Raw genomic sequence first — 17483 nt, forward strand, 5'->3', positions numbered from 1 at the left:
AGAGGGTTTTGATGTAATGTTCGTTTTTATGTATCAAATGGAGTCTGCCTAGTAATCCATGCGCTGTGATCTGAGCTAAATCCGAACGAAAGGATCCGAAACCCGGGTTATACCCTGAGCAGCAGCAGAATAATCGACGTCAGCCCGAAGCACACGTTGAGCAGGCAGAGGACCATGACGACCTGCTTCTGGTTCAGCCCGCTGCGCAGCAGCCGGTAATGGGCCTGGGAGGCGTCGGCCATGTAGATCGGCTTCCCGCTGCGCCAGCGCTTGAAGACGACGAACAGATTATCGAAGATCGGTACGCCGAGCGCGAGGATGGGAATCAGCAGCGAGAGCACGGTCGCCTGTTTGAATGCACCGTCCAGCGCGATGACGCCGAGCAGGAAGCCAAGCAGCGTCGCACCGGCGTCTCCCATGAATACGCGGGCCGGAGGCTTGTTATAGCGCAGGTAAGCGAGCGAAGCGCCGACGAGAATGATGGCGAGAATCGCCGAATCCTCCTGCCCCTTGGCCGCGGCTACGACGAACAGCGTACCGGCCGAGATGGCCGAGATGCCGCCGGCCAGGCCGTCCATGCCGTCGGTGAAGTTGATCACCGTGGTGACCCCGAAGATCCACAGCACCGTGAGCGCGAACTGCAGCCACTCCCAGAGGATGAAGTCCTGTCCGGTCAGCGGGTTGTTGAAGCCGTAGAAGACGATGCCGGACTGATACACGATGACGGCGGCGGCCATCTGGACGAGCATTTTGGGCCAGGCGGCGAGCTCCTTGCCCCGGGTTTTGTACCAGTCATCCAGGGTGCCGATCCCGAGAATGAGCAGCGAACCGGCGAGAATCGCCGTCGTCTGCGTCCAATCGTCATTAGCAAAAAGCAGGTACGTGCAGGCAAAGCCGGCGAAGATCGCGAGCGCCGCCATCATGGGTATAGGCTCCCGGTGGATTTTGCGCTCCTGGTCGGGCCTCGGCTTGTCCACAAAATCGATCCGGAACGCCCAGCGGCGCAGCGGGGGAATAAGAGCGAGAACGATGACGAACGACATAACAAAAGCGGCCGCGTACGAATACAGGTACAAGATACATATCCCTCCAGGATCCGCCAAATTCTGCGTGGCAATGATTAACAATTATACCATAGACGCACGCAGGAAACACAAACGAGCTCCTGTTATCAGGAAGACGTCAGGATACCAAAAAGCACCGGAGGGCATACGGTTGCCCCCACGGTGCTGATCTTCACCTTTTTATCCCCACCAGCGTACCTAATGATCCCCTTACGGCCCCTCACCGCTCGCCCTTCCGGTATTCCAGCGGCGTCATGCGGGCAAGCTTCTTGAATGTGCGCCCGAAGTGTGCGATATTCTCGAATCCTGTCAGTTCGGCAATCTCAATGATCTTCTTATTCGACTCCTTGAGCAGCCGCTGCGCCTCCCGGATCCGCGTCGTGTTGACATACTCGACGAAGGTGAAGCCCGTCACTTCCTTGAAGGCGCGGCTGAGGTAGTAGGGACTCATGAAGAACTGTTCGGACAGCCCGGTCAGCGTCATCGGCTCCTGGTAATTCGCATTGATATGGCGGACGATCTCGGAGATCTTCTTGTGCACGGGGCTCTGGTGCTCGATGGCCGTCGTCTCGGCCCGTTCCGAATAGCGTCCTGAGAAGAGCAGCAGCTCGAGCAGCAGCAGCTTCACATAGATCTCGTAGCCGGTTGCGCGCTCCTTGATCTCCTTGGCCATCTTCTGCAGGATGTTCTGCACGAAGATCTGGTCCGGCAGCTTCAGGCTGAACACGCGGGAAGGGCTCTGGAACGCGGCGAGCATAGCCGGGTGGGAGAGCGGATGCTCCCTGTCCCCGCCGATGAAGCGGTCGCTGAAGTTGATCACGACGCGCTCGTGGCCCGGCAGGCCGACGTCCGACGTCTTGTGCACTTGATGCTTGCCGATGAAGACGAGGTCGCCGGGCGAGATGAGGAAGGTACGGTCCTTGATAAAATAGGCGCGCTGCCCCGACAGCTGATAATAAATCTCGTAGGTGCCGTGCCAGTGGTTCGTGCGGGCGAACGGCTCGGTGCGCCGGACATGCTCGATATGAAAGTCGCCTTCTTCTTCTCCATAATGAAGCGTTACCGTTTCACTCATGGTGTTCATCTCCGTTCCGGGCTGCTTTCGCAAAATATGCATAGGTATATGTTAAAATAGCAAAATAAACGGAGAATGTAAACTATTATTGCGATAAGATGAGGTTGTGGAATGGAAGGAAATTATGATGGAATATACAAGGAGGCTCACGTTCATGAGCAAATGGGGTACAATCGCCGAAGCGCTGCGCGCCGGCACGGTAGCTGGAGTTAATGCAGAGGGCGTTAAAGTGTATGCGCAATCATTGACAGAGAACGAAACGACAAAGCTGGTGATGGTCAAGGACACGGCCGCCCATACCAAATATATTGCTGCCGCCGGCGAAGGCGCGCTGTATGACGAGCTTCAGGGTGAAGTGCAGGACGGCGTCAAGCTCGCCCCGCTGACCCACGAGAACCGTCTTGTCCTCAACAAGTACTTCGACTACACGGTGCCGCGCGCATTCGGCACGCAGATCGCAACGATCGGTCTCGGCGACCGCCTCGGCATTGCCTCCCCGGGCCATATCAAGACGGTCCGCGGCCGCAACATCCGTCCGATTCTGGCCCAGCAGTCCATCCGTGAGCTGGCGCTGACCGGCCGCGACTACAAGCAGGTTGTCGACGCCGCTTGCTTCGCCGTATTCCAGGAAGGCTACAAAGACGGCTTCGGCGCGGACGGCGACCACCTCAAGGTGGAAGCGGACATCGAGCTCGCCCTCGGCCTCGGCTTCACGATGCTGACGCTGGACTGCTCCGAGAAGATCGACAACAACGTGGAAGGCACGTCCGCGGAAGAGCAGGCGGCCAAGTATGCGGCACTGCCAGCCGAAGTGCGCGAGCACTACGAGAACCGCTTCCTGAACCAGACGTTCCAGGTAGCCGGCGGCGAGATCACGTTCGACCGCGAGACCCTGATCAAGAACGTGCTGATCTATGCGGCAGCCGTTGATTTCATGGAGCACATCTACAACACGTACATCACCAAAGCGGACCGTGAGATCGACTTCGAAATCTCCATCGACGAGACGATGACGCCGACAGCTCCGGAATCCCACTTCTTCGTGGCGAAGGAACTGTACAGCCGCGGCCTGACGATCTACAGCATGGCGCCGCGCTTCATCGGCGAATTCCAGAAGGGCATCGACTACATCGGCGACATCGCGCAGTTCGAGAAAGAGCTGGCCGTACACGCAGGCATCGCCGACGACTTCGGCTACAAGCTCAGCATTCACTCCGGCAGCGACAAGTTCAGCGTATTCCCGCTGATCGGCCAGTACACGAAGGGCCGCTTCCACGTGAAGACGGCAGGCACGAACTGGCTCGAAGCCGTCCGCACGGTAGCCAAGGTGAACCCTTCCCTGTACCGCGCTATGCACGCTTATGCGCTGGAGCATTTTGAAGAAGCAACGGCATACTACCATGTAACGACCGACTTGAGCAAAATCGCACCGCTGGATGGAGTGGCTGACGCCGATCTGGCCGACACCTACATGAACGAAGACAATGCCCGCCAGCTGATCCACATCACCTACGGCATTCTGCTCCAGGCGAAGAACGAGCAGGGCGGCAGCCTGTTCCGCGACGACTTCTACCGCACGCTGAGCGAGCAGGAAGAAGCTTACGAGGAGTCCCTGCGCAGCCACATCGGCAAGCACCTGGACCTGCTCGGCAAGTAAAAGCTGAAGGGGAGGAGCGCACGAAAGGGGGCGGCCTACGTGGGGGTCCGGACCAAGGAAGCGCTGCGGGAGCTGGTGCGTAAAACGGTGCGGGCGGTGCCGGTAACCGACGCTTTCACGGAGTTGTACCCGGAGGCGTTCGGGAGCCTGATGCGGTGGGGCCTTGACGGGCTGCTGACCTCCCGGGCCCTGCTGGAGGAGGCGGTCCGCTTTCATCCCGGTCTGACGGAGGAGGCTAGTTCTCTTCCCCGGCCGGCCGCCGCGGAGCTCGTCTGGCAGACGCTCTTCCTCGATCGGACGCCCCTCAGCCCGGCGTGCCGGGAGGTGGTTGCCGTGCTGCATGCCCTCGGATGGGACGGACGCAGGAAGCGCCTCTCCGCCTGGCGGGACTGCTATGACGACCTGACGGCTGCCGACTACCTCGATCTGGTGTTCGCGAGGTCCGGGGTCACGACCGTCTGCATGCTGAGCGACCCGCTCAACGACGCGGAAGGGCAGGTATGGGAGAGGCTTCACGCTCTGGACCCGCGCTTCAACCCGGTGCTCTCCGTCGACCTTCTCCTGCGCGACTGGAAGAAAGCCTGCGCATGCCTGAGAGCCAAGGACTACGCCGCGGCGGAGCAGCTCGATAACGGAACGCTGGAAGCGGTCCGCTCGTATCTGCGCTACTCGATCGTCCGGCTCAATCCGCTCTATCTGGCGGCGTCGCTGCCGGATGGGTACGCCAACGGAGGGGCTTCCGATGCGGACCGCCTGCTGCGGGAGTGCATCCTGCCGGTGGCGGGCGAAGCGGGCATCCCGCTCGGCATCCGGCTGGAAGCGCCGGGGCCGCTCAGCGGCGGCAGCCGCAGGGCACAGGACGGAGAAGGCTCCGCAGAATTCTCCGTCCTGCTCGAGCTCTGCAGGCGGCATCCCGGGCAGAAGTTTCTCGCGCTGGTCTCCGGCGCAGAGCTCACCCTGCCCGAGCTGAAGGCTGCAAGCTGCATGCCGAACCTGCACCTCGCCGGCTGCGCGGCGGCAGGTACGCCAGGCCGAGGCGCTGCCGTTAGGCTGCAGGGGTGCCTGGACATGCTCGGCCTGACCATGACGCCGATATACTCCGGCGCTGAGGCGGCCGACCTGCTGCTGCCGGCCTGGGAGCAGGGCCGCTCCCTGCTTGAGTCCGTGCTCTGCGAACGGTATGCCGCCTTGGCGGATGCCGGGTGGAGCATCTCGGCTGAGGACGTGGAGCGGGATGCGGCGGAGCTGCTCGGAGGAGCCTTCTGGCGCTTTCTCGGCCGGCCGAACCCGGCAACGGGGCTGTAGACGGCATGGAGATGAAGGGCGATTCAGTACGGCGTGCGGACCGGTGCCGATCCCGATGCCCGAAGCGTATCCTGGAAATTTTGCACGGCAGTGCCCATATATAAGAACACTCGCACCAGCATAAGCGGCTTCGACGTCCATGAAGGATGGCGAAGCCGTTTTGTGTTGTACTAGCCGGACAGGACCACTCGTTTAACCTCGTATGGTGAATCCGCTGTGCGGCGGCGGGATACATGGCGGAGGCCTGCGGGTAAGAAAGGAGAAGTGTCCCTGCCAGGGCCAAGGTTCATTCCTGTGCGGCCGTGATCCTGTCGCAAGCTGCAGGCCATGCAGGGCACCAATCCAATCCAGGTCGTAGGGAGGTCATTGAGATGACACAGCATTTTGCCGCCATGCCCCTTGTAGCCCATATCCCGGACGGCCAGCCGGGCTGGAGACTCGTTCACTGCCCCGAATGCGGGGCAGCCTGCTGGGAGCGGCCCGACATCGCCGAGGCGAAGCGGGTCATTCCCGATCTGACGGAGTGCTGCACGGAATGCGCACAGAAGGCCGGCCTGCCGCTGGACGGTACGCAGATTGAAGGCGGGGAGGGAGTCAGATGACCCCGCAGCGCCCCTGTCTGTAACAACGTTCACAATTTCGGTGTCCCTTCTGTGAATTCTTTGCGGCGGCCGTAGCCGGGTCTGTCCTCCCTGACTTATACTGTGGGTATAACAGATCGGCCGGGTGTGAGAATCCGGCTTCAGGGAGGTGAACCGGATATGACAATGCGTACTCCAATCGGACGGCTGCGTGTGGTGGGACTGCTGGAGGGGATCTCGTTCCTTCTGCTCCTCGGGATTGCGATGCCGCTCAAATATATGCTGGATCTGCCGCAGATGGTAAGCGTGGTCGGCATGGCTCACGGAGTTCTGTTCGTGGCTTATCTGCTCGCGGTGGCTCACGTTACTTTCGTGCACCGCTGGTCGCTGCTTAAGGTGCTCTTCGCGGTGATCGCTTCATTCCTGCCGTTCGGCACATTCGTGCTGGACGCCCGTTTGAAGCGTTCGTAGCCTGACGGCGGATGGAAGTGTCCACAAGCTCTTTTCGAGAGACGGCCTAGACTGGCTGGGCACACAGGAAATGGAATATGGGGAGCTTTCCGGAAGCAGGTGGAATCCGGAAGGCTTTCTTTTGTTTTGCCTGCGGTTATGTTAATCTTAATAGTTGGAATTCATATCAGACAACAAGGGAGTGAACAGCGGAATGTTCTGGAAAAGAAAACCGTTTCTAGTATTAACATTTCTGCTTATCGCCGGCATGCTGCTTGGAGCTTGCGGGAAGAAAGCATCGAATGAAGGACAGCAGGCTGCGGAAGGGAATGGTCAGGGTACGGCGGCGACGGAGCAGGGAGAATTCCTGATCGGCGTCATTCCGGCCCAGGGAAGCAACCAGATGAAGACCGGGGCGGACAAGCTGGCGGCGATCCTGTCGGAGAAGCTCGGCCGCAAGGTGCGGGCGGAAGTGTATCCCGACTATAACGGGGTCGTCGAGGCGATGGGCGCGGGCAAAGCGCACATGGCATATCTCGGGCCGCTGACCTATGTGGAAGCGCACGAGCGCTACAACGTCAAGGCGGTCGTGACGCAGCTCATTAACGGCAAGCCGTTCTACTACGCCTACATGATCGCTCCGTCCGACTCGCCTTATGCGACGCTGGACGATGTCATCAAGGACTCGAAGAACGTGCGCTTCGCCTTCGGGGACATCTCGTCCACCTCAGGCTCCCTGATCCCGGGCATCGCGCTGAAGAAAGCGGGCGTGTTCGAAACGCAGCAGAAGCACCAGTTCAAGAGCGTGACCTACACGGGAGACCACCTGGCTACAGCATTGGCCGTTCAGAACAAGACACAGGACGTTGGCGCGATCGACAGCGCGTATTTCAACCGGCTTGTGAAGGACGGCAAGGTCGACGGGACGAAGATCAAGCAGATCTGGCAGTCCGAAGAGCTGTTCCAGTATCCGTGGGCGGTCATTGAGTCGACGCCGGAGAAGGACGTGAAGATCATCCAGGACGCGATGGTCGCCATTACCGACAAGGACATTCTGGATGCCTTCGGCGGCGCGAGCGGGTTCACGGTCGCCAAGAACGAAGACTACGCGGCCATCCGCCAGGCGGCCATCGCAGACGGACGGGTGAAGCCGAAGCAGTAAGCCGGGCAGGTATAGGAAAGAGATGAGGGGCAACAATGAACAAAATACTTCTCCTCGCACTCGCCGTCCTGCTGCTGATCTGGTCGGGCCGCGGCGTCGGATTCGACATCGCGCTCTTCCGGGATCTCGGGAATACGTACCGCTTCATTACGGAGCAGTGGTTTCCCCTCGATCCCGCGGACTATGAGATCGCGCTTCAGGCGGCGGTCGAGACGCTGCAGATCTCGCTGTTCAGCACGATGATCGCCATCGGCATCGCGCTGCCGGCGAGCTTCTTCGCAGCCCGTAACTCCACCCCTGCACGCTGGCTCTACGACGGCTTCCGGTTCGTCTTCAACCTGTTCCGGGCCATTCCGGAGCTGGTGCTTGCGCTGCTCTTCATCCCGACGCTCGGGCTTGGCCCGCTGCCGGCGGTGATGGCTCTCATTATTCATAACACGGGCGTGTTCGGCAAAATGATCTCGGAGACGATCGAAGCGATCGACCGGGGACCCCAGGAGGCGGTCCAGTCCGTCGGGGGCACGAGGCTGCTCGTGTCGCTGTACGGGATTCTTCCGCAGATCGTTCCGCTCGTGATCTCGCACTTCTTTTACCGGCTCGAGGTTGCGATCCGCACCTGTCTCATTCTCGGGGTCGTGGGCGCCGGGGGACTCGGACAGCTTCTCTACAATGATTTCAAGCAGTTCATGTACCAGAAGGTGGCCTTCGAGGTGCTGCTGATCATGATCCTGGTGACAGGCGTCGATTACCTCGGCGCTTTCATCCGAAAGCGGGTGAGCTGAGATGAATGGGAAGCGGACGCCTGCGGAGAACCGGGGAGGAGCCCCGGCGCATGCCGGCCTCGAGATCCGCGGATTGACGAAGCAATACCCGGGCGCCAAGGAAGCCGCCCTCCAGGACGTGACGCTGACGGTCCGTCCGGGGGAATGGGTGGCGGTGCTCGGCCGCAGCGGGGCGGGCAAATCCAGCCTGATCCGCTGCATCAACCGGTTGATTGAGCCCGACAGCGGGGAGATCCGCTGGGCCGGGCAGCCGGTCACCGGCGTGTCCGGAAGCGAGCTGCGGCGGCTGCGCGGCGACATCGGCATGATCTTCCAGCACTACAACCTGCTTCCGCGGCTCAGTGTCCTCACCAACGTGATCGCCGGGCGCTTCGCGGACATCCCGCTGCGCCAGAGCCTCCTCGGCGTATTCTCGGGCGCGTACAAGGCCCAGGCGATGGAGGCGCTGCGCAGCGTGGGGCTGGCCCATCTCGCCGGCCGCAAGGTCGAGGCGCTGAGCGGAGGCCAGCGCCAGCGGGTGGCGATCGCGCGGGTGCTGATGCAGGACCCGCAGCTGCTGCTCGGGGACGAGCCGGTATCGAGCCTGGACCCGGTGACGGCGGTGCGCGTGCTCGACTTTATCGGGACGCTGCACCGGCGGGGCATGACGGTTGTGACGAACCTGCACGATGTGCATGCTGCCCGCCGTTATGCCACCCGCATTATCGGGCTGGCCCACGGCGGGATCGTTTTCGACGGCCCGCCGGAGGAGCTCGGGGAAGCCGAGCTCCAGCGGATCTATCCGCCGGATGACGACAAGCTGCAGCCTTAACCCATAGCACCATCATTTCCATCTGAAAGGATGATTCCTAATGACGCTCCAAGAGCCAGTGAAGCTTACTTCCTACTCGACCAAAGGCGGCTGCGGCTGCAAAATCGGCCCGGCCGATCTCTCGCAGGTCATCCGGAGCCTGCCGGCGGCGGTGCCGGACCCGAACCTGCTCGTCGGCCTCGATACGAGCGACGATGCGGGCGTATACAAGCTCAGCGACGATCTGGCCCTCGTGCAGACCGTCGACTTCTTCACGCCGATCGTCGACGATCCCTATGACTTCGGCCAGGTGGCCGCGGCGAATGCGATCAGCGACATCTATGCGATGGGCGGCCGACCGCTGACGGTGCTCAACATCGTGGCGTTCCCGATCTCGAAGCTCGACAAGCAGGTGCTCGCGGATATTCTTCGCGGTGCGGGCGACAAAGTCAAGGAAGCCGGAGCCACGCTCGTCGGCGGTCATTCCATCGACGATAACGAGCCGAAGTTCGGCCTGGCCGTCACGGGCCTCATTCACCCGGACAAGATCCGGGCCAACGCCGGTGCGAAGCCGGGCGACAAGCTCATCCTGACGAAGCCGATCGGCGTGGGCATTCTCACGACCTCGATCAAGCGCGACAAGCTGTCGCCGGAGGAGATCAAGCGGGTGACTCAGGTCATGGCCACGCTGAACAAGACGGCGGCCGAGACGATGGAGCCGTACGAGGTGCACGCGTGCACGGACGTCACGGGTTTCGGCCTGCTGGGGCATGCCTCCGAAGTGGCCAAGGGCAGCGGTGTAGGCCTGCGCATCCGCCAGGCCGACGTGCCGGTGCTTCCGCGTGTCCGCGAGCTCGCCGAAGAAGGCATCGTACCGGGCGGCACGAAGAACAACTTCGCGCACCTGCAGGGTTCGGTGACTTTCCCGGAGACACTTGATCAGGTAGGCCAGTGGATTCTGTGCGATGCCGTGACCTCCGGCGGTCTGCTTATCTCGGTAGCGGGCGACCAGGGCGATGCGCTCCTCGCGGACCTGCGCAAGGCCGGCGTGGAAGCGAGCCTGATCGGCGAGGCGACGGCGGAGCATCCGGGTCATATTGTAGTGGAGTAATCTTCAGCGAAGAAGCAGGGCAGCAGGGGAAGGGGCGGATTTCGCTTGTTTCAAGATATTTCGGTAGAGGAATTGCTGGAACTCCAGAAGAAAAGGGAGCTGACGCTCGTCGACGCGCGGTCGCCGTCCGAGTATGAGGAGTCGACGATTCCGGGCAGCCTGAACATTCCGCTGTTCGATGACGCGGAACGGGCGGAGATCGGCACGATCTACAAGCAGGTCAGCGTGCAGGCGGCGAAGGACCGGGGGCTTGAGATCGTGTCGGCGAAGCTGCCGGCCTTCATCAAGCGCTTCGAAGCGATCGACTCGCGCAAGGCGGTGTTCTGCTGGCGCGGAGGGATGCGGAGCAAGACGACGGCAACGGTGCTGTCGCTCATGGGCATTCGCGTGTACCGGCTGGCCGGCGGCTTCCGGGCCTACCGCAAGTGGGTCGTGGATACGCTAGAGCACTTCGAGTTCCGGCCGCCGGCGTACGTCGTGCACGGCTACACCGGAGCGGGCAAGACGGAAATTCTGCGGCGGCTGAAGGCCGAAGGGTATCCGGTCATCGACCTCGAGGGTCTGGCCGGGCACCGGGGTTCCATCTTCGGGCAGATCGGCCTCAAGGCGAACAACCAGAAGACCTTCGAGTCCCTCCTGCTGCATGAGCTGCTGGCTTACCAGGATTCGCCGTATGTGCTCTTCGAGGCGGAGAGCAAGCGGGTCGGCAAGGTCGTACTGCCCGACTTCCTTGTGAAGAGCAAGGAGCAGGGCGTCCAGCTCTTCATCGACATGCCGGCGGAGGAGCGGGTGAAGCACATTCTCGAGGATTACAAGCCTTGGGAGCATCAGGAGGCCTGCATTCAGGCGTTCGAGCATATCAAGCGGCGCATTCATACGCCGGTGGCTGCGGAGATCGAAGGCTGCCTGCGGGACGGCAAGTATGAAGGCGCGGTGCGGATGCTCCTTGAGCATTATTACGATCCGCGGTATGAGCATGCGGCGAAGCAGTATGACACGGAGCGCGAGGTTTTGAAGGCCGGGAACGTGGAGGAAGCCGTCGAGGCGATCAAGAAGCGCGTCCCCGCTCTCCAGCCGGAGGGACGGCGCTGAGGTTGGAGGCCGTGCATCCGGCAGAACATATCCATAACACATAAACCGGAACGGCAGCCGTTCCGGCAGGTCCTCCCGGTTGTCCCGGGGGGACCTTTTTTTGTGGAAGCGAGATTCCATGCTAATACGGGCTGAGGCCGCCGGGAGCTTCCGTCCAGGCCGAGGTCAGAGAGTCTGCTGGGCCGTACGAAATTGTGCAGGGGCCCGACAGCGATAACGGTGAACAGCAATGGCCTGGGCAGCATGTTCGAATAGAACGGTGCGACCGTAGGGGCGAAGCAGGGTTAAGGCGGCAAAGCCAGGCTGGGGACAGGGGCTTCCCGACCTTCTGTTGTAAGCGCTTTATCCGATGGGCGAAAGAGGCTCCCTCTCAAGGACCTAAACCTCTCGCCATGACTCATCCGCGTATACTTGTACTGCACCCGGAAGGGAGAGCCGGACCGCTGCGGGGGAAGTTCGGATCCTGTGCCTGAGGCCGTGTCATTGAGGCACCGGATCACGGAGGGATGCCCCCGATCTAGTAACTGGCCATGCTCCGCCGGAAAGCCTCACTGCGGAGCGTAATGCATCATATGCTCCTTGCCCCAGTCGTACATCATCCGGATGATCGGCAGGAGGGTTGTCCCGCGGGCGGTCAGCGAATACTCCACCCGGGGCGGCACTTCGGGGTAGATGCGCCGGAGTACGATGCCGTCTTCCTCGAGCTCGCGAAGCTGTGCGGTCAGCACCTTGTGGGTGATCTTCGGAAACAGGCGCTGCAGGTCGCTGAACCGGAGAGAACCCTCCTGATCCAAATAAAACAGAATGGAGATCTTCCACTTGCCGGAGATGAGAGAGAGCGTGAGCTCCTTCTCGCAGTGGAATTCCTTGTTTCCGAGCCGTCTCTTGACTTCTTTCCTCAGTACGTCAGACACCGGGGATCCCGCCTTTCCGTTCAGATATGGGGCTGCCAGAATCAGGGACTGCCGGAGCGGAAAAGGTCCTGCCTCTTCGGCGTGAAGACCGGTCCGTATGATGGAAAGCGCAGGGAGCAGTTTTTTGTAAGGTGGGTCAAGGCACGTCCCGCGCAAAAGTATCCTCCAGGTAACTACCGCACAAATAAGTGCATGCTTACCAGCAGCGCCTTCTTCTTTTAGAATACTTGTGAAAGCACTTTATTTCAAGAATGGAGGATCTTTCATGAGCGAATCGACGATGGCGCAGCGCAGCCGGCTGGACCTTTTCCTTCAGGGGACGAAACGATTGTTTATCGGCGGTCAATTTGTGGAAGCGATTGCAGGACGGACGTTCGAGACACCGAACCCGGCAACCGGGGAGACGCTGGCCGTGGTGAGCGAAGGGGATGCCGAAGATATTGATGCGGCTGTACGGGCCGCCCGCCGAGCCTTCGACGAAGGACCTTGGTCGCGGATCAGCGCGGCGGAGCGGGGACGGCTGATGTACAAGCTTGCGGACCTCATCGAGGAGAACAGGGAAGAGCTCGCCCGGCTGGAGACGCTCGACAACGGCAAGCCGATCCGCGAGACGCGCGGGGCCGACCTGCCGCTGGCCATCGAGCACCTCCGTTATTATGCCGGCTGGACCACGAAGCTGACGGGGCAGACGATCCCGGTCAGCGGTGATTATTTCAACTATACAAGGCATGAGCCGGTCGGCGTAGTCGGCCAGATTATCCCGTGGAACTTCCCGCTGCTCATGGCGATGTGGAAGATCGGTCCGGCGCTGGCCACCGGATGCACGATCGTGCTGAAGCCGGCGGAGCAGACGCCGCTGTCGGCGCTCTACCTGGCTGAGCTCATTCAGGAAGCGGGCTTCCCGGACGGCGTCGTGAACATCGTGCCGGGCTTCGGGGAGACGGCCGGCCAGGCGCTGGTGAACCACCCGCTCGTGGACAAGATCGCCTTCACCGGCTCGACGGAGGTCGGCAAGCTGATCATGCGCCAGGCCGCCGATTCGCTCAAGCGCGTGACCCTCGAGCTCGGCGGCAAGTCGCCGAACATCATTCTGCCGGACGCGGATCTCTCCCGCGCGATCCCGGGGGCGCTCAGCGGCATCATGTTCAACCAGGGGCAGGTCTGCTGCGCGGGCTCGCGTCTGTTCATCCAGAAGAAAGTGTACGACAACGTCATCGCCGACCTGGCGCTTCACTGCCGGAACCTCAAGCAGGGAGCGGGGCTCGAGGAAGGCACGGAGATCGGACCGCTCGTCTCCGCCGAGCAGCAGAACCGCGTGCTGCGCTACATCGAGCAAGGGCAAAGTGAAGGCGCCGAGCTCGTATACGGCGGCTCGAACCCGTACGGGGCCGGGTACTTCGTGGAGCCGACGGTGTTCGCGGGTGTGCGCGACGAGATGACGATCGCCCGCGAGGAGATCTTCGGGCCGGTCGTGGCGGCGATGCCGTATGAGGATCTCGACGATGTCCTCGCCCGTGCGAACGCGAACGACTACGGCCTGGCCGCCGGGCTGTGGACCGAGAATATCAAGAACGCGCACTACGCGGCTTCCCGTCTGAAGGCGGGCACGGTGTGGGTCAACTGCTACAACGTGTTCGACGCGGCCTCCCCGTTCGGCGGCTACAAGCAGTCGGGCATCGGCCGGGAGATGGGCTCGTACGCCCTCGACAATTACACGGAAGTCAAGAGCGTCTGGATTCAGCTGTAGCGGCGACCTTTCGGGAAGTCCTTCCCGCGGACGCCTGGCTGACTGCTAGCCGTGAAGTAACCCTCTGCCCCTGTGGGCGGAGGGTTTTTGGTGTTCGCAGAAATGGAAGCCGGCGCCCAGGCGACTTATGGAGTGAGGCAGAAGGAGAGGGGATTCGCCGCGCTTTTTTACAAGGAGCCGCAGTTTTCCCTCTCGATCTGCCATAGGATGAAAATCATCACATGTCCGACCGAAAGGCCGTCTTTGTGCAGTTATCCGATGTTATTCATCGCAAGCCGCGAGAAACGGGCCATCCATGCGGTTTCCGCAAGAACATCTGATGAAAAACAGCACAAATCAGCCCAAAATCGGGCTGTGGTTCCGTTATCCGATGTTATTCATCGCAAGCCGCCGGAGAAACGGCCCTTCAGGCAGCTTTTTGAGAGACGCAGCAGCCAGCCGGCACTTTCTAGCGTTAGTTTCATGAATCCCCAACCGAAGCTGCAAGCACGATCTCGTGAGGCTGCCGGTGGAACTCGGGCTTGTTTCATGAGCCGGGGGCCCGGATAAGTATAAGAGTACCCCATTTGTGGAAGGAGGTGTCAGCCATGCCGTGGAGAGACGGGGATTATCCCCCATCCATGAAGAACATGGATCCGCAGATCCGCCACAAGGCCGTTGAGATCGCCAATGCCCTGCTCGAAGACGGGCACGAAGAGGGGCGGGCGATCGCCATCGCCACAGCCAAGGCCAAGGAATGGCACGAGGCTCATGGCGGAGGCGAGGCGAGGGATGCACCGACATCGCAGAAGTGAACGGCCGACTGAAGGCCGCGCCCGGACGGACGCACAGTCTCCGGCAGATAGATCGATATCATGATGGGATCAACCGAAGGGAGAGATAACCATGAGCACGACGCAGAAGGACAAAATGACGATGCCCGCACAGCACCAGGACCGGCAGCCCGGTTTGGAAAGCGAAATGACACCGAAGCCGGTGGCCAAAGACCGCAAGTACAAAGGCAGCGGCAAGCTGCTCGGCAAGGTGGCGATCATCACCGGCGGTGACAGCGGGATCGGGCGCGCTGCCGCGGCCTGCTATGCAGCGGAAGGCGCGGACGTGGCGATCATCTACCTGAACGAGCATGATGATGCCAAAGAGACGCAGCGTCTCGTGGAAGAGGAAGGCACGCGCTGCATGCTGATCGCGGGCGACATCGGCCAGGAGCAGTTCTGTTTCGAGGCCGTACGGAAGGTCGTGGAGAAGTTCGGCAAGCTGGATATTCTCGTCAATAACGCAGCGGAGCAGCATCCGCAGAAGTCGATCACCGAGATTTCGCAGGAGCAGCTTGAGCGCACGTTCCGCACGAACATTTTCTCGATGTTCTATATGACCAAGGCCGCGATGCCGCACCTGAAAGAAGGGGCCGCGATCATCAATACCGCATCGATCACGGCGTACCGTGGACAGCCGACCCTGCTCGATTATTCGTCGACGAAGGGCGCGATCGTCGCCTTTACCCGCTCCCTGTCGATGAATCTGGCGGACAAGGGCATCCGCGTGAACGGCGTGGCGCCGGGGCCGATCTGGACACCGCTCATTCCTTCGACGTTCGATGCGGAGAAGGTGGCGGAGTTCGGCGGCTCTCAGCCGATGAAGCGCCCGGGTCAGCCGGAGGAGCTCGGTCCGGCGTACGTCTTCCTGGCCTCGGACGATTCTTCTTACATGTCCGGCCAATTCCTGCATATCAACGGCGGGGAGATTATCAACGGGTAATGGAACGAACAGCAAGCGGGGATGGGCAGGTCACTTCTGCCCGGCATCCCGGCGAACCCCCTGGGAAGGCTGCCTGACGGCGGCCTTTCTTTTTTATTTTTACGAACGCGTCACATGAATCCCCTTACACCCTCACCATCCCCTTCATTTTCAGCAAACTCCCAGCTCAAATTCATCTTATCTTAAGCTTTCTTCACGATTGATTCACAAATACAAGCTATCATGAAGCCTATAGAAAAGAATTTACGCTAGTCCTTTCAGGAGGGGAATACAACAATGGCACTACCACAACGCAAGACTTGGATCGTCGCCGGACTGGCCGTGGTGCTGGCCGGAGGGGGGACCTACGTCTATCTCCAGCAGAAACCGCAGAGTGCGGCAGCTGTCAGTCAAGAGAAGACAACGGATGTGAAAAAAGGAACGATCCGTTCCACCGTCTCCGGCACGTCGCAGTTCGAAGCCAGGGATCTGCAGAACATCATCGCTCCGGCCGACGGGACGATCAAGACGCTGAACCTGACCCGCAACCAGGCGGTCAAGCAGGGGGATGTGCTCGTGGTCGTATCGGACCCCGAGCTCGATAATCAGCTCAGTGAAGCCCAGTCCACGCTGGCTACGCTCCAATCCGACCTGGCGGATCTCCAGGCCGAGCAGGGCAGCATGACCATTACGGCTCCGGTGTCCGGTGAAATCACGCTCTCGAGCAATGTTGATGCGGGCGGCAGCGTGAACAAGTCGGGGCGCTTCGCCACGATTACGGATACGTCCGTGCTGACGGTGAAGCTTCCGTTCCTCGTAGATGATGCATTGCAGCTCAAAGCGGGCGACGAGGTGGAGCTGGAGGCCGACGGCTTCTCTCTCAGCCGTACGGGCAAAGTGCTCTCCGTGAGCAAGCAGGTCCGCGGGGATGCGGCCGGCAACAAGCTCGTCGACGTCGAGATCGAGATCGAGAACGACGGTACGCTGGACGAGGGCATGAACATCGAGGGATCCGTGCAGATCGGCGGCCGGGAAGCGGAGTCGACGGCGAAGGCCGCTCTCGCTTATGACGAGGTGGAGCCGGTGTTCGCAGCGGCGAGCGGAACGATCCTCGACCTGAAAGTGAAGACGGGGGATACCGTCAAGAAGGGAGCCGTGCTCGCGGTGCTCGGCAGCGATACGCTTGCCGACGATATCGAAGACAAGATCACGGCAATCGACAAGCAGCAGCAGCAGATCACGCTGCTCGAGGAGCGGATCGCGAAGCTGACGCTGACGGCGCCGTTCGACGGGGTCTTCTCCACCGACTTTGCGGACAAGAAGAAGAACGTGCTGGCGAGCTATCCGGTCGGTTCGACGATCGAAGCCAACACGCTGCTCGGCGGTGTAGCTAGCCTCGATACGATGCAGCTGCCGATCCAGGTCGACGAGCTCGACCTGCCGAACGTCAAGGTGGGGCAGAAGGCGGAAGTGACCGTCGATTCGATCTCCGGCAAGGTGTTCGAGGGCGAGGTCAGCCAGGTCTCTACCGTCGGTACGACGACCAACGGGGTTACGTTCTTCGACGTGGTCATCTCGGTCAAGAACTCCGGGGAGCTGCGCAACGGTCTGACCGCTACTGCGGAAATCCTCGTACAGGATAAGCAGGATATCATTACCCTTCCGGTGGAAGCTCTCCAGCGTTCCAAGGGCAAGCGGACCGTCACGGTGCTGAAGGCGGACGGGACCAAGGAAACCCGTGAAGTGAAGACGGGCATCAGCAACAAGACGTCCATTGAAATTACCGAAGGGCTGCAGGAAGGCGAGAAGGTCGTCATTCCAGTGCGCCAGACGACGCAGAACGGCTCCCAGGCCGATATCGAACGGATCCGGCAGATGATGCAGCAGGGCGGCGGCACAGGCGGCTTCCCGGCAGGCGGCGGAGGCTTCCCGGCCGGCGGTACGGGCGGCACAGGCGGCACGGGCGCGGCTGGCGGACAGCGGTAATCGCGGCGCAGGAAAGGAGATACGCAGGTGGAA

Annotated in this window: 16 protein-coding genes; 13 read left to right on the forward strand and 3 right to left on the reverse strand. The window is 61.1% G+C overall.

What is annotated here, in order from left to right; translation table 11 throughout:
• Positions 1-107: 107 nt before the first annotated feature.
• Positions 108-1043, reverse strand: coding sequence for an MraY family glycosyltransferase (locus tag PM3016_RS14100; protein ID WP_413783333.1), 936 nt, complete (start codon positions 1041-1043; stop codon positions 108-110).
• A gap of 241 nt (positions 1044-1284) precedes the next feature.
• On the reverse strand, positions 1285-2139 hold the full coding sequence (locus tag PM3016_RS14105; protein ID WP_014369964.1) for an AraC family transcriptional regulator: 855 nt from the start codon (positions 2137-2139) through the stop codon (positions 1285-1287).
• Positions 2140-2293: 154 nt separating this feature from the next.
• On the opposite strand from PM3016_RS14105, the gene PM3016_RS14110 reads away from it, so the two are divergent.
• The 9 genes from PM3016_RS14110 (at position 2294) to mnmH (ending at position 11069) form a co-directional block, all read left to right on the forward strand.
• The gene (locus PM3016_RS14110; RefSeq protein ID WP_014369965.1) at positions 2294-3796 is read left to right on the forward strand and encodes a tagaturonate epimerase family protein; all 1503 of its coding nucleotides are present in this window, start codon (positions 2294-2296) and stop codon (positions 3794-3796) included.
• Positions 3797-3835: 39 nt separating this feature from the next.
• Positions 3836-5101 carry a hypothetical protein gene (locus tag PM3016_RS14115; protein ID WP_014369966.1) on the forward strand — a complete coding sequence of 422 codons (1266 nt, stop codon included), beginning with the start codon at positions 3836-3838 and terminating at the stop codon, positions 5099-5101.
• A gap of 371 nt (positions 5102-5472) precedes the next feature.
• On the forward strand, positions 5473-5703 hold the full coding sequence (locus tag PM3016_RS14120; RefSeq protein ID WP_013916313.1) for a hypothetical protein: 231 nt from the start codon (positions 5473-5475) through the stop codon (positions 5701-5703).
• 159 nt (positions 5704-5862) lie between these two features.
• Positions 5863-6153, forward strand: a complete 291-nt coding sequence (locus PM3016_RS14125; RefSeq protein WP_013916314.1) for a DUF3817 domain-containing protein — start codon at positions 5863-5865, stop codon at positions 6151-6153.
• A 193-nt stretch (positions 6154-6346) separates the two neighbouring features.
• Positions 6347-7294, forward strand: coding sequence for a phosphate/phosphite/phosphonate ABC transporter substrate-binding protein (phnD, locus tag PM3016_RS14130; protein WP_013916315.1), 948 nt, complete (start codon positions 6347-6349; stop codon positions 7292-7294).
• 35 nt (positions 7295-7329) lie between these two features.
• Complete coding sequence (phnE, locus tag PM3016_RS14135) at positions 7330-8076, forward strand: phosphonate ABC transporter, permease protein PhnE (protein WP_013916316.1); 747 nt, start codon at positions 7330-7332, stop codon at positions 8074-8076.
• 1 nt (position 8077) lies between these two features.
• Positions 8078-8887, forward strand: a complete 810-nt coding sequence (gene phnC, locus PM3016_RS14140) for a phosphonate ABC transporter ATP-binding protein (RefSeq protein ID WP_013916317.1) — start codon at positions 8078-8080, stop codon at positions 8885-8887.
• 40 nt (positions 8888-8927) lie between these two features.
• Positions 8928-9977: a selenide, water dikinase SelD gene (gene selD / locus PM3016_RS14145; RefSeq protein WP_013916318.1), complete on the forward strand. Its 1050-nt coding sequence runs from the start codon at positions 8928-8930 to the stop codon at positions 9975-9977.
• Positions 9978-10022: 45 nt separating this feature from the next.
• On the forward strand, positions 10023-11069 hold the full coding sequence (mnmH, locus tag PM3016_RS14150; RefSeq protein ID WP_013916319.1) for a tRNA 2-selenouridine(34) synthase MnmH: 1047 nt from the start codon (positions 10023-10025) through the stop codon (positions 11067-11069).
• Positions 11070-11617: 548 nt separating this feature from the next.
• Here the strand turns inward: mnmH and PM3016_RS14155 are convergent.
• On the reverse strand, positions 11618-11983 hold the full coding sequence (locus PM3016_RS14155; protein WP_013916320.1) for a winged helix-turn-helix transcriptional regulator: 366 nt from the start codon (positions 11981-11983) through the stop codon (positions 11618-11620).
• A 265-nt stretch (positions 11984-12248) separates the two neighbouring features.
• On the opposite strand from PM3016_RS14155, the gene PM3016_RS14160 reads away from it, so the two are divergent.
• The 4 genes from PM3016_RS14160 (at position 12249) to PM3016_RS14180 (ending at position 17450) form a co-directional block, all read left to right on the forward strand.
• Positions 12249-13730, forward strand: coding sequence for an aldehyde dehydrogenase family protein (locus PM3016_RS14160; RefSeq protein ID WP_013916321.1), 1482 nt, complete (start codon positions 12249-12251; stop codon positions 13728-13730).
• A 587-nt stretch (positions 13731-14317) separates the two neighbouring features.
• Positions 14318-14524: a DUF2188 domain-containing protein gene (locus tag PM3016_RS14170; protein WP_013916322.1), complete on the forward strand. Its 207-nt coding sequence runs from the start codon at positions 14318-14320 to the stop codon at positions 14522-14524.
• A gap of 91 nt (positions 14525-14615) precedes the next feature.
• On the forward strand, positions 14616-15485 hold the full coding sequence (locus tag PM3016_RS14175) for an SDR family oxidoreductase (RefSeq protein ID WP_014369968.1): 870 nt from the start codon (positions 14616-14618) through the stop codon (positions 15483-15485).
• 276 nt (positions 15486-15761) lie between these two features.
• On the forward strand, positions 15762-17450 hold the full coding sequence (locus PM3016_RS14180; protein WP_013916325.1) for an efflux RND transporter periplasmic adaptor subunit: 1689 nt from the start codon (positions 15762-15764) through the stop codon (positions 17448-17450).
• Positions 17451-17483: the final 33 nt, after the last annotated feature.

The sequence above is a fragment of the Paenibacillus mucilaginosus 3016 genome (assembly GCF_000250655.1).
Lineage (GTDB): Bacteria > Bacillota > Bacilli > Paenibacillales > NBRC-103111 > Paenibacillus_G > Paenibacillus_G mucilaginosus.

Excerpts from the sequence above, each read along its gene's own strand:
- PM3016_RS14160 (WP_013916321.1), top strand. The coding sequence starts at position 12,249 with ATGAGCGAATCGACGATGGCGCAGCGCAGCCGGCTGGACCTTTTCCTT.
- PM3016_RS14125 (WP_013916314.1), top strand. The coding sequence starts at position 5,863 with ATGACAATGCGTACTCCAATCGGACGGCTGCGTGTGGTGGGACTGCTG.
- PM3016_RS14175 (WP_014369968.1), top strand. The coding sequence starts at position 14,616 with ATGAGCACGACGCAGAAGGACAAAATGACGATGCCCGCACAGCACCAG.
- PM3016_RS14105 (WP_014369964.1), bottom strand. The coding sequence starts at position 2,139 with ATGAGTGAAACGGTAACGCTTCATTATGGAGAAGAAGAAGGCGACTTT.
- PM3016_RS14110 (WP_014369965.1), top strand. The coding sequence starts at position 2,294 with ATGAGCAAATGGGGTACAATCGCCGAAGCGCTGCGCGCCGGCACGGTA.
- PM3016_RS14100 (WP_413783333.1), bottom strand. The coding sequence starts at position 1,043 with ATGTCGTTCGTCATCGTTCTCGCTCTTATTCCCCCGCTGCGCCGCTGG.
- PM3016_RS14170 (WP_013916322.1), top strand. The coding sequence starts at position 14,318 with ATGCCGTGGAGAGACGGGGATTATCCCCCATCCATGAAGAACATGGAT.
- phnE (WP_013916316.1), top strand. The coding sequence starts at position 7,330 with ATGAACAAAATACTTCTCCTCGCACTCGCCGTCCTGCTGCTGATCTGG.
- phnC (WP_013916317.1), top strand. The coding sequence starts at position 8,078 with ATGAATGGGAAGCGGACGCCTGCGGAGAACCGGGGAGGAGCCCCGGCG.
- PM3016_RS14120 (WP_013916313.1), top strand. The coding sequence starts at position 5,473 with ATGACACAGCATTTTGCCGCCATGCCCCTTGTAGCCCATATCCCGGAC.
- PM3016_RS14180 (WP_013916325.1), top strand. The coding sequence starts at position 15,762 with ATGGCACTACCACAACGCAAGACTTGGATCGTCGCCGGACTGGCCGTG.
- selD (WP_013916318.1), top strand. The coding sequence starts at position 8,928 with ATGACGCTCCAAGAGCCAGTGAAGCTTACTTCCTACTCGACCAAAGGC.
- phnD (WP_013916315.1), top strand. The coding sequence starts at position 6,347 with ATGTTCTGGAAAAGAAAACCGTTTCTAGTATTAACATTTCTGCTTATC.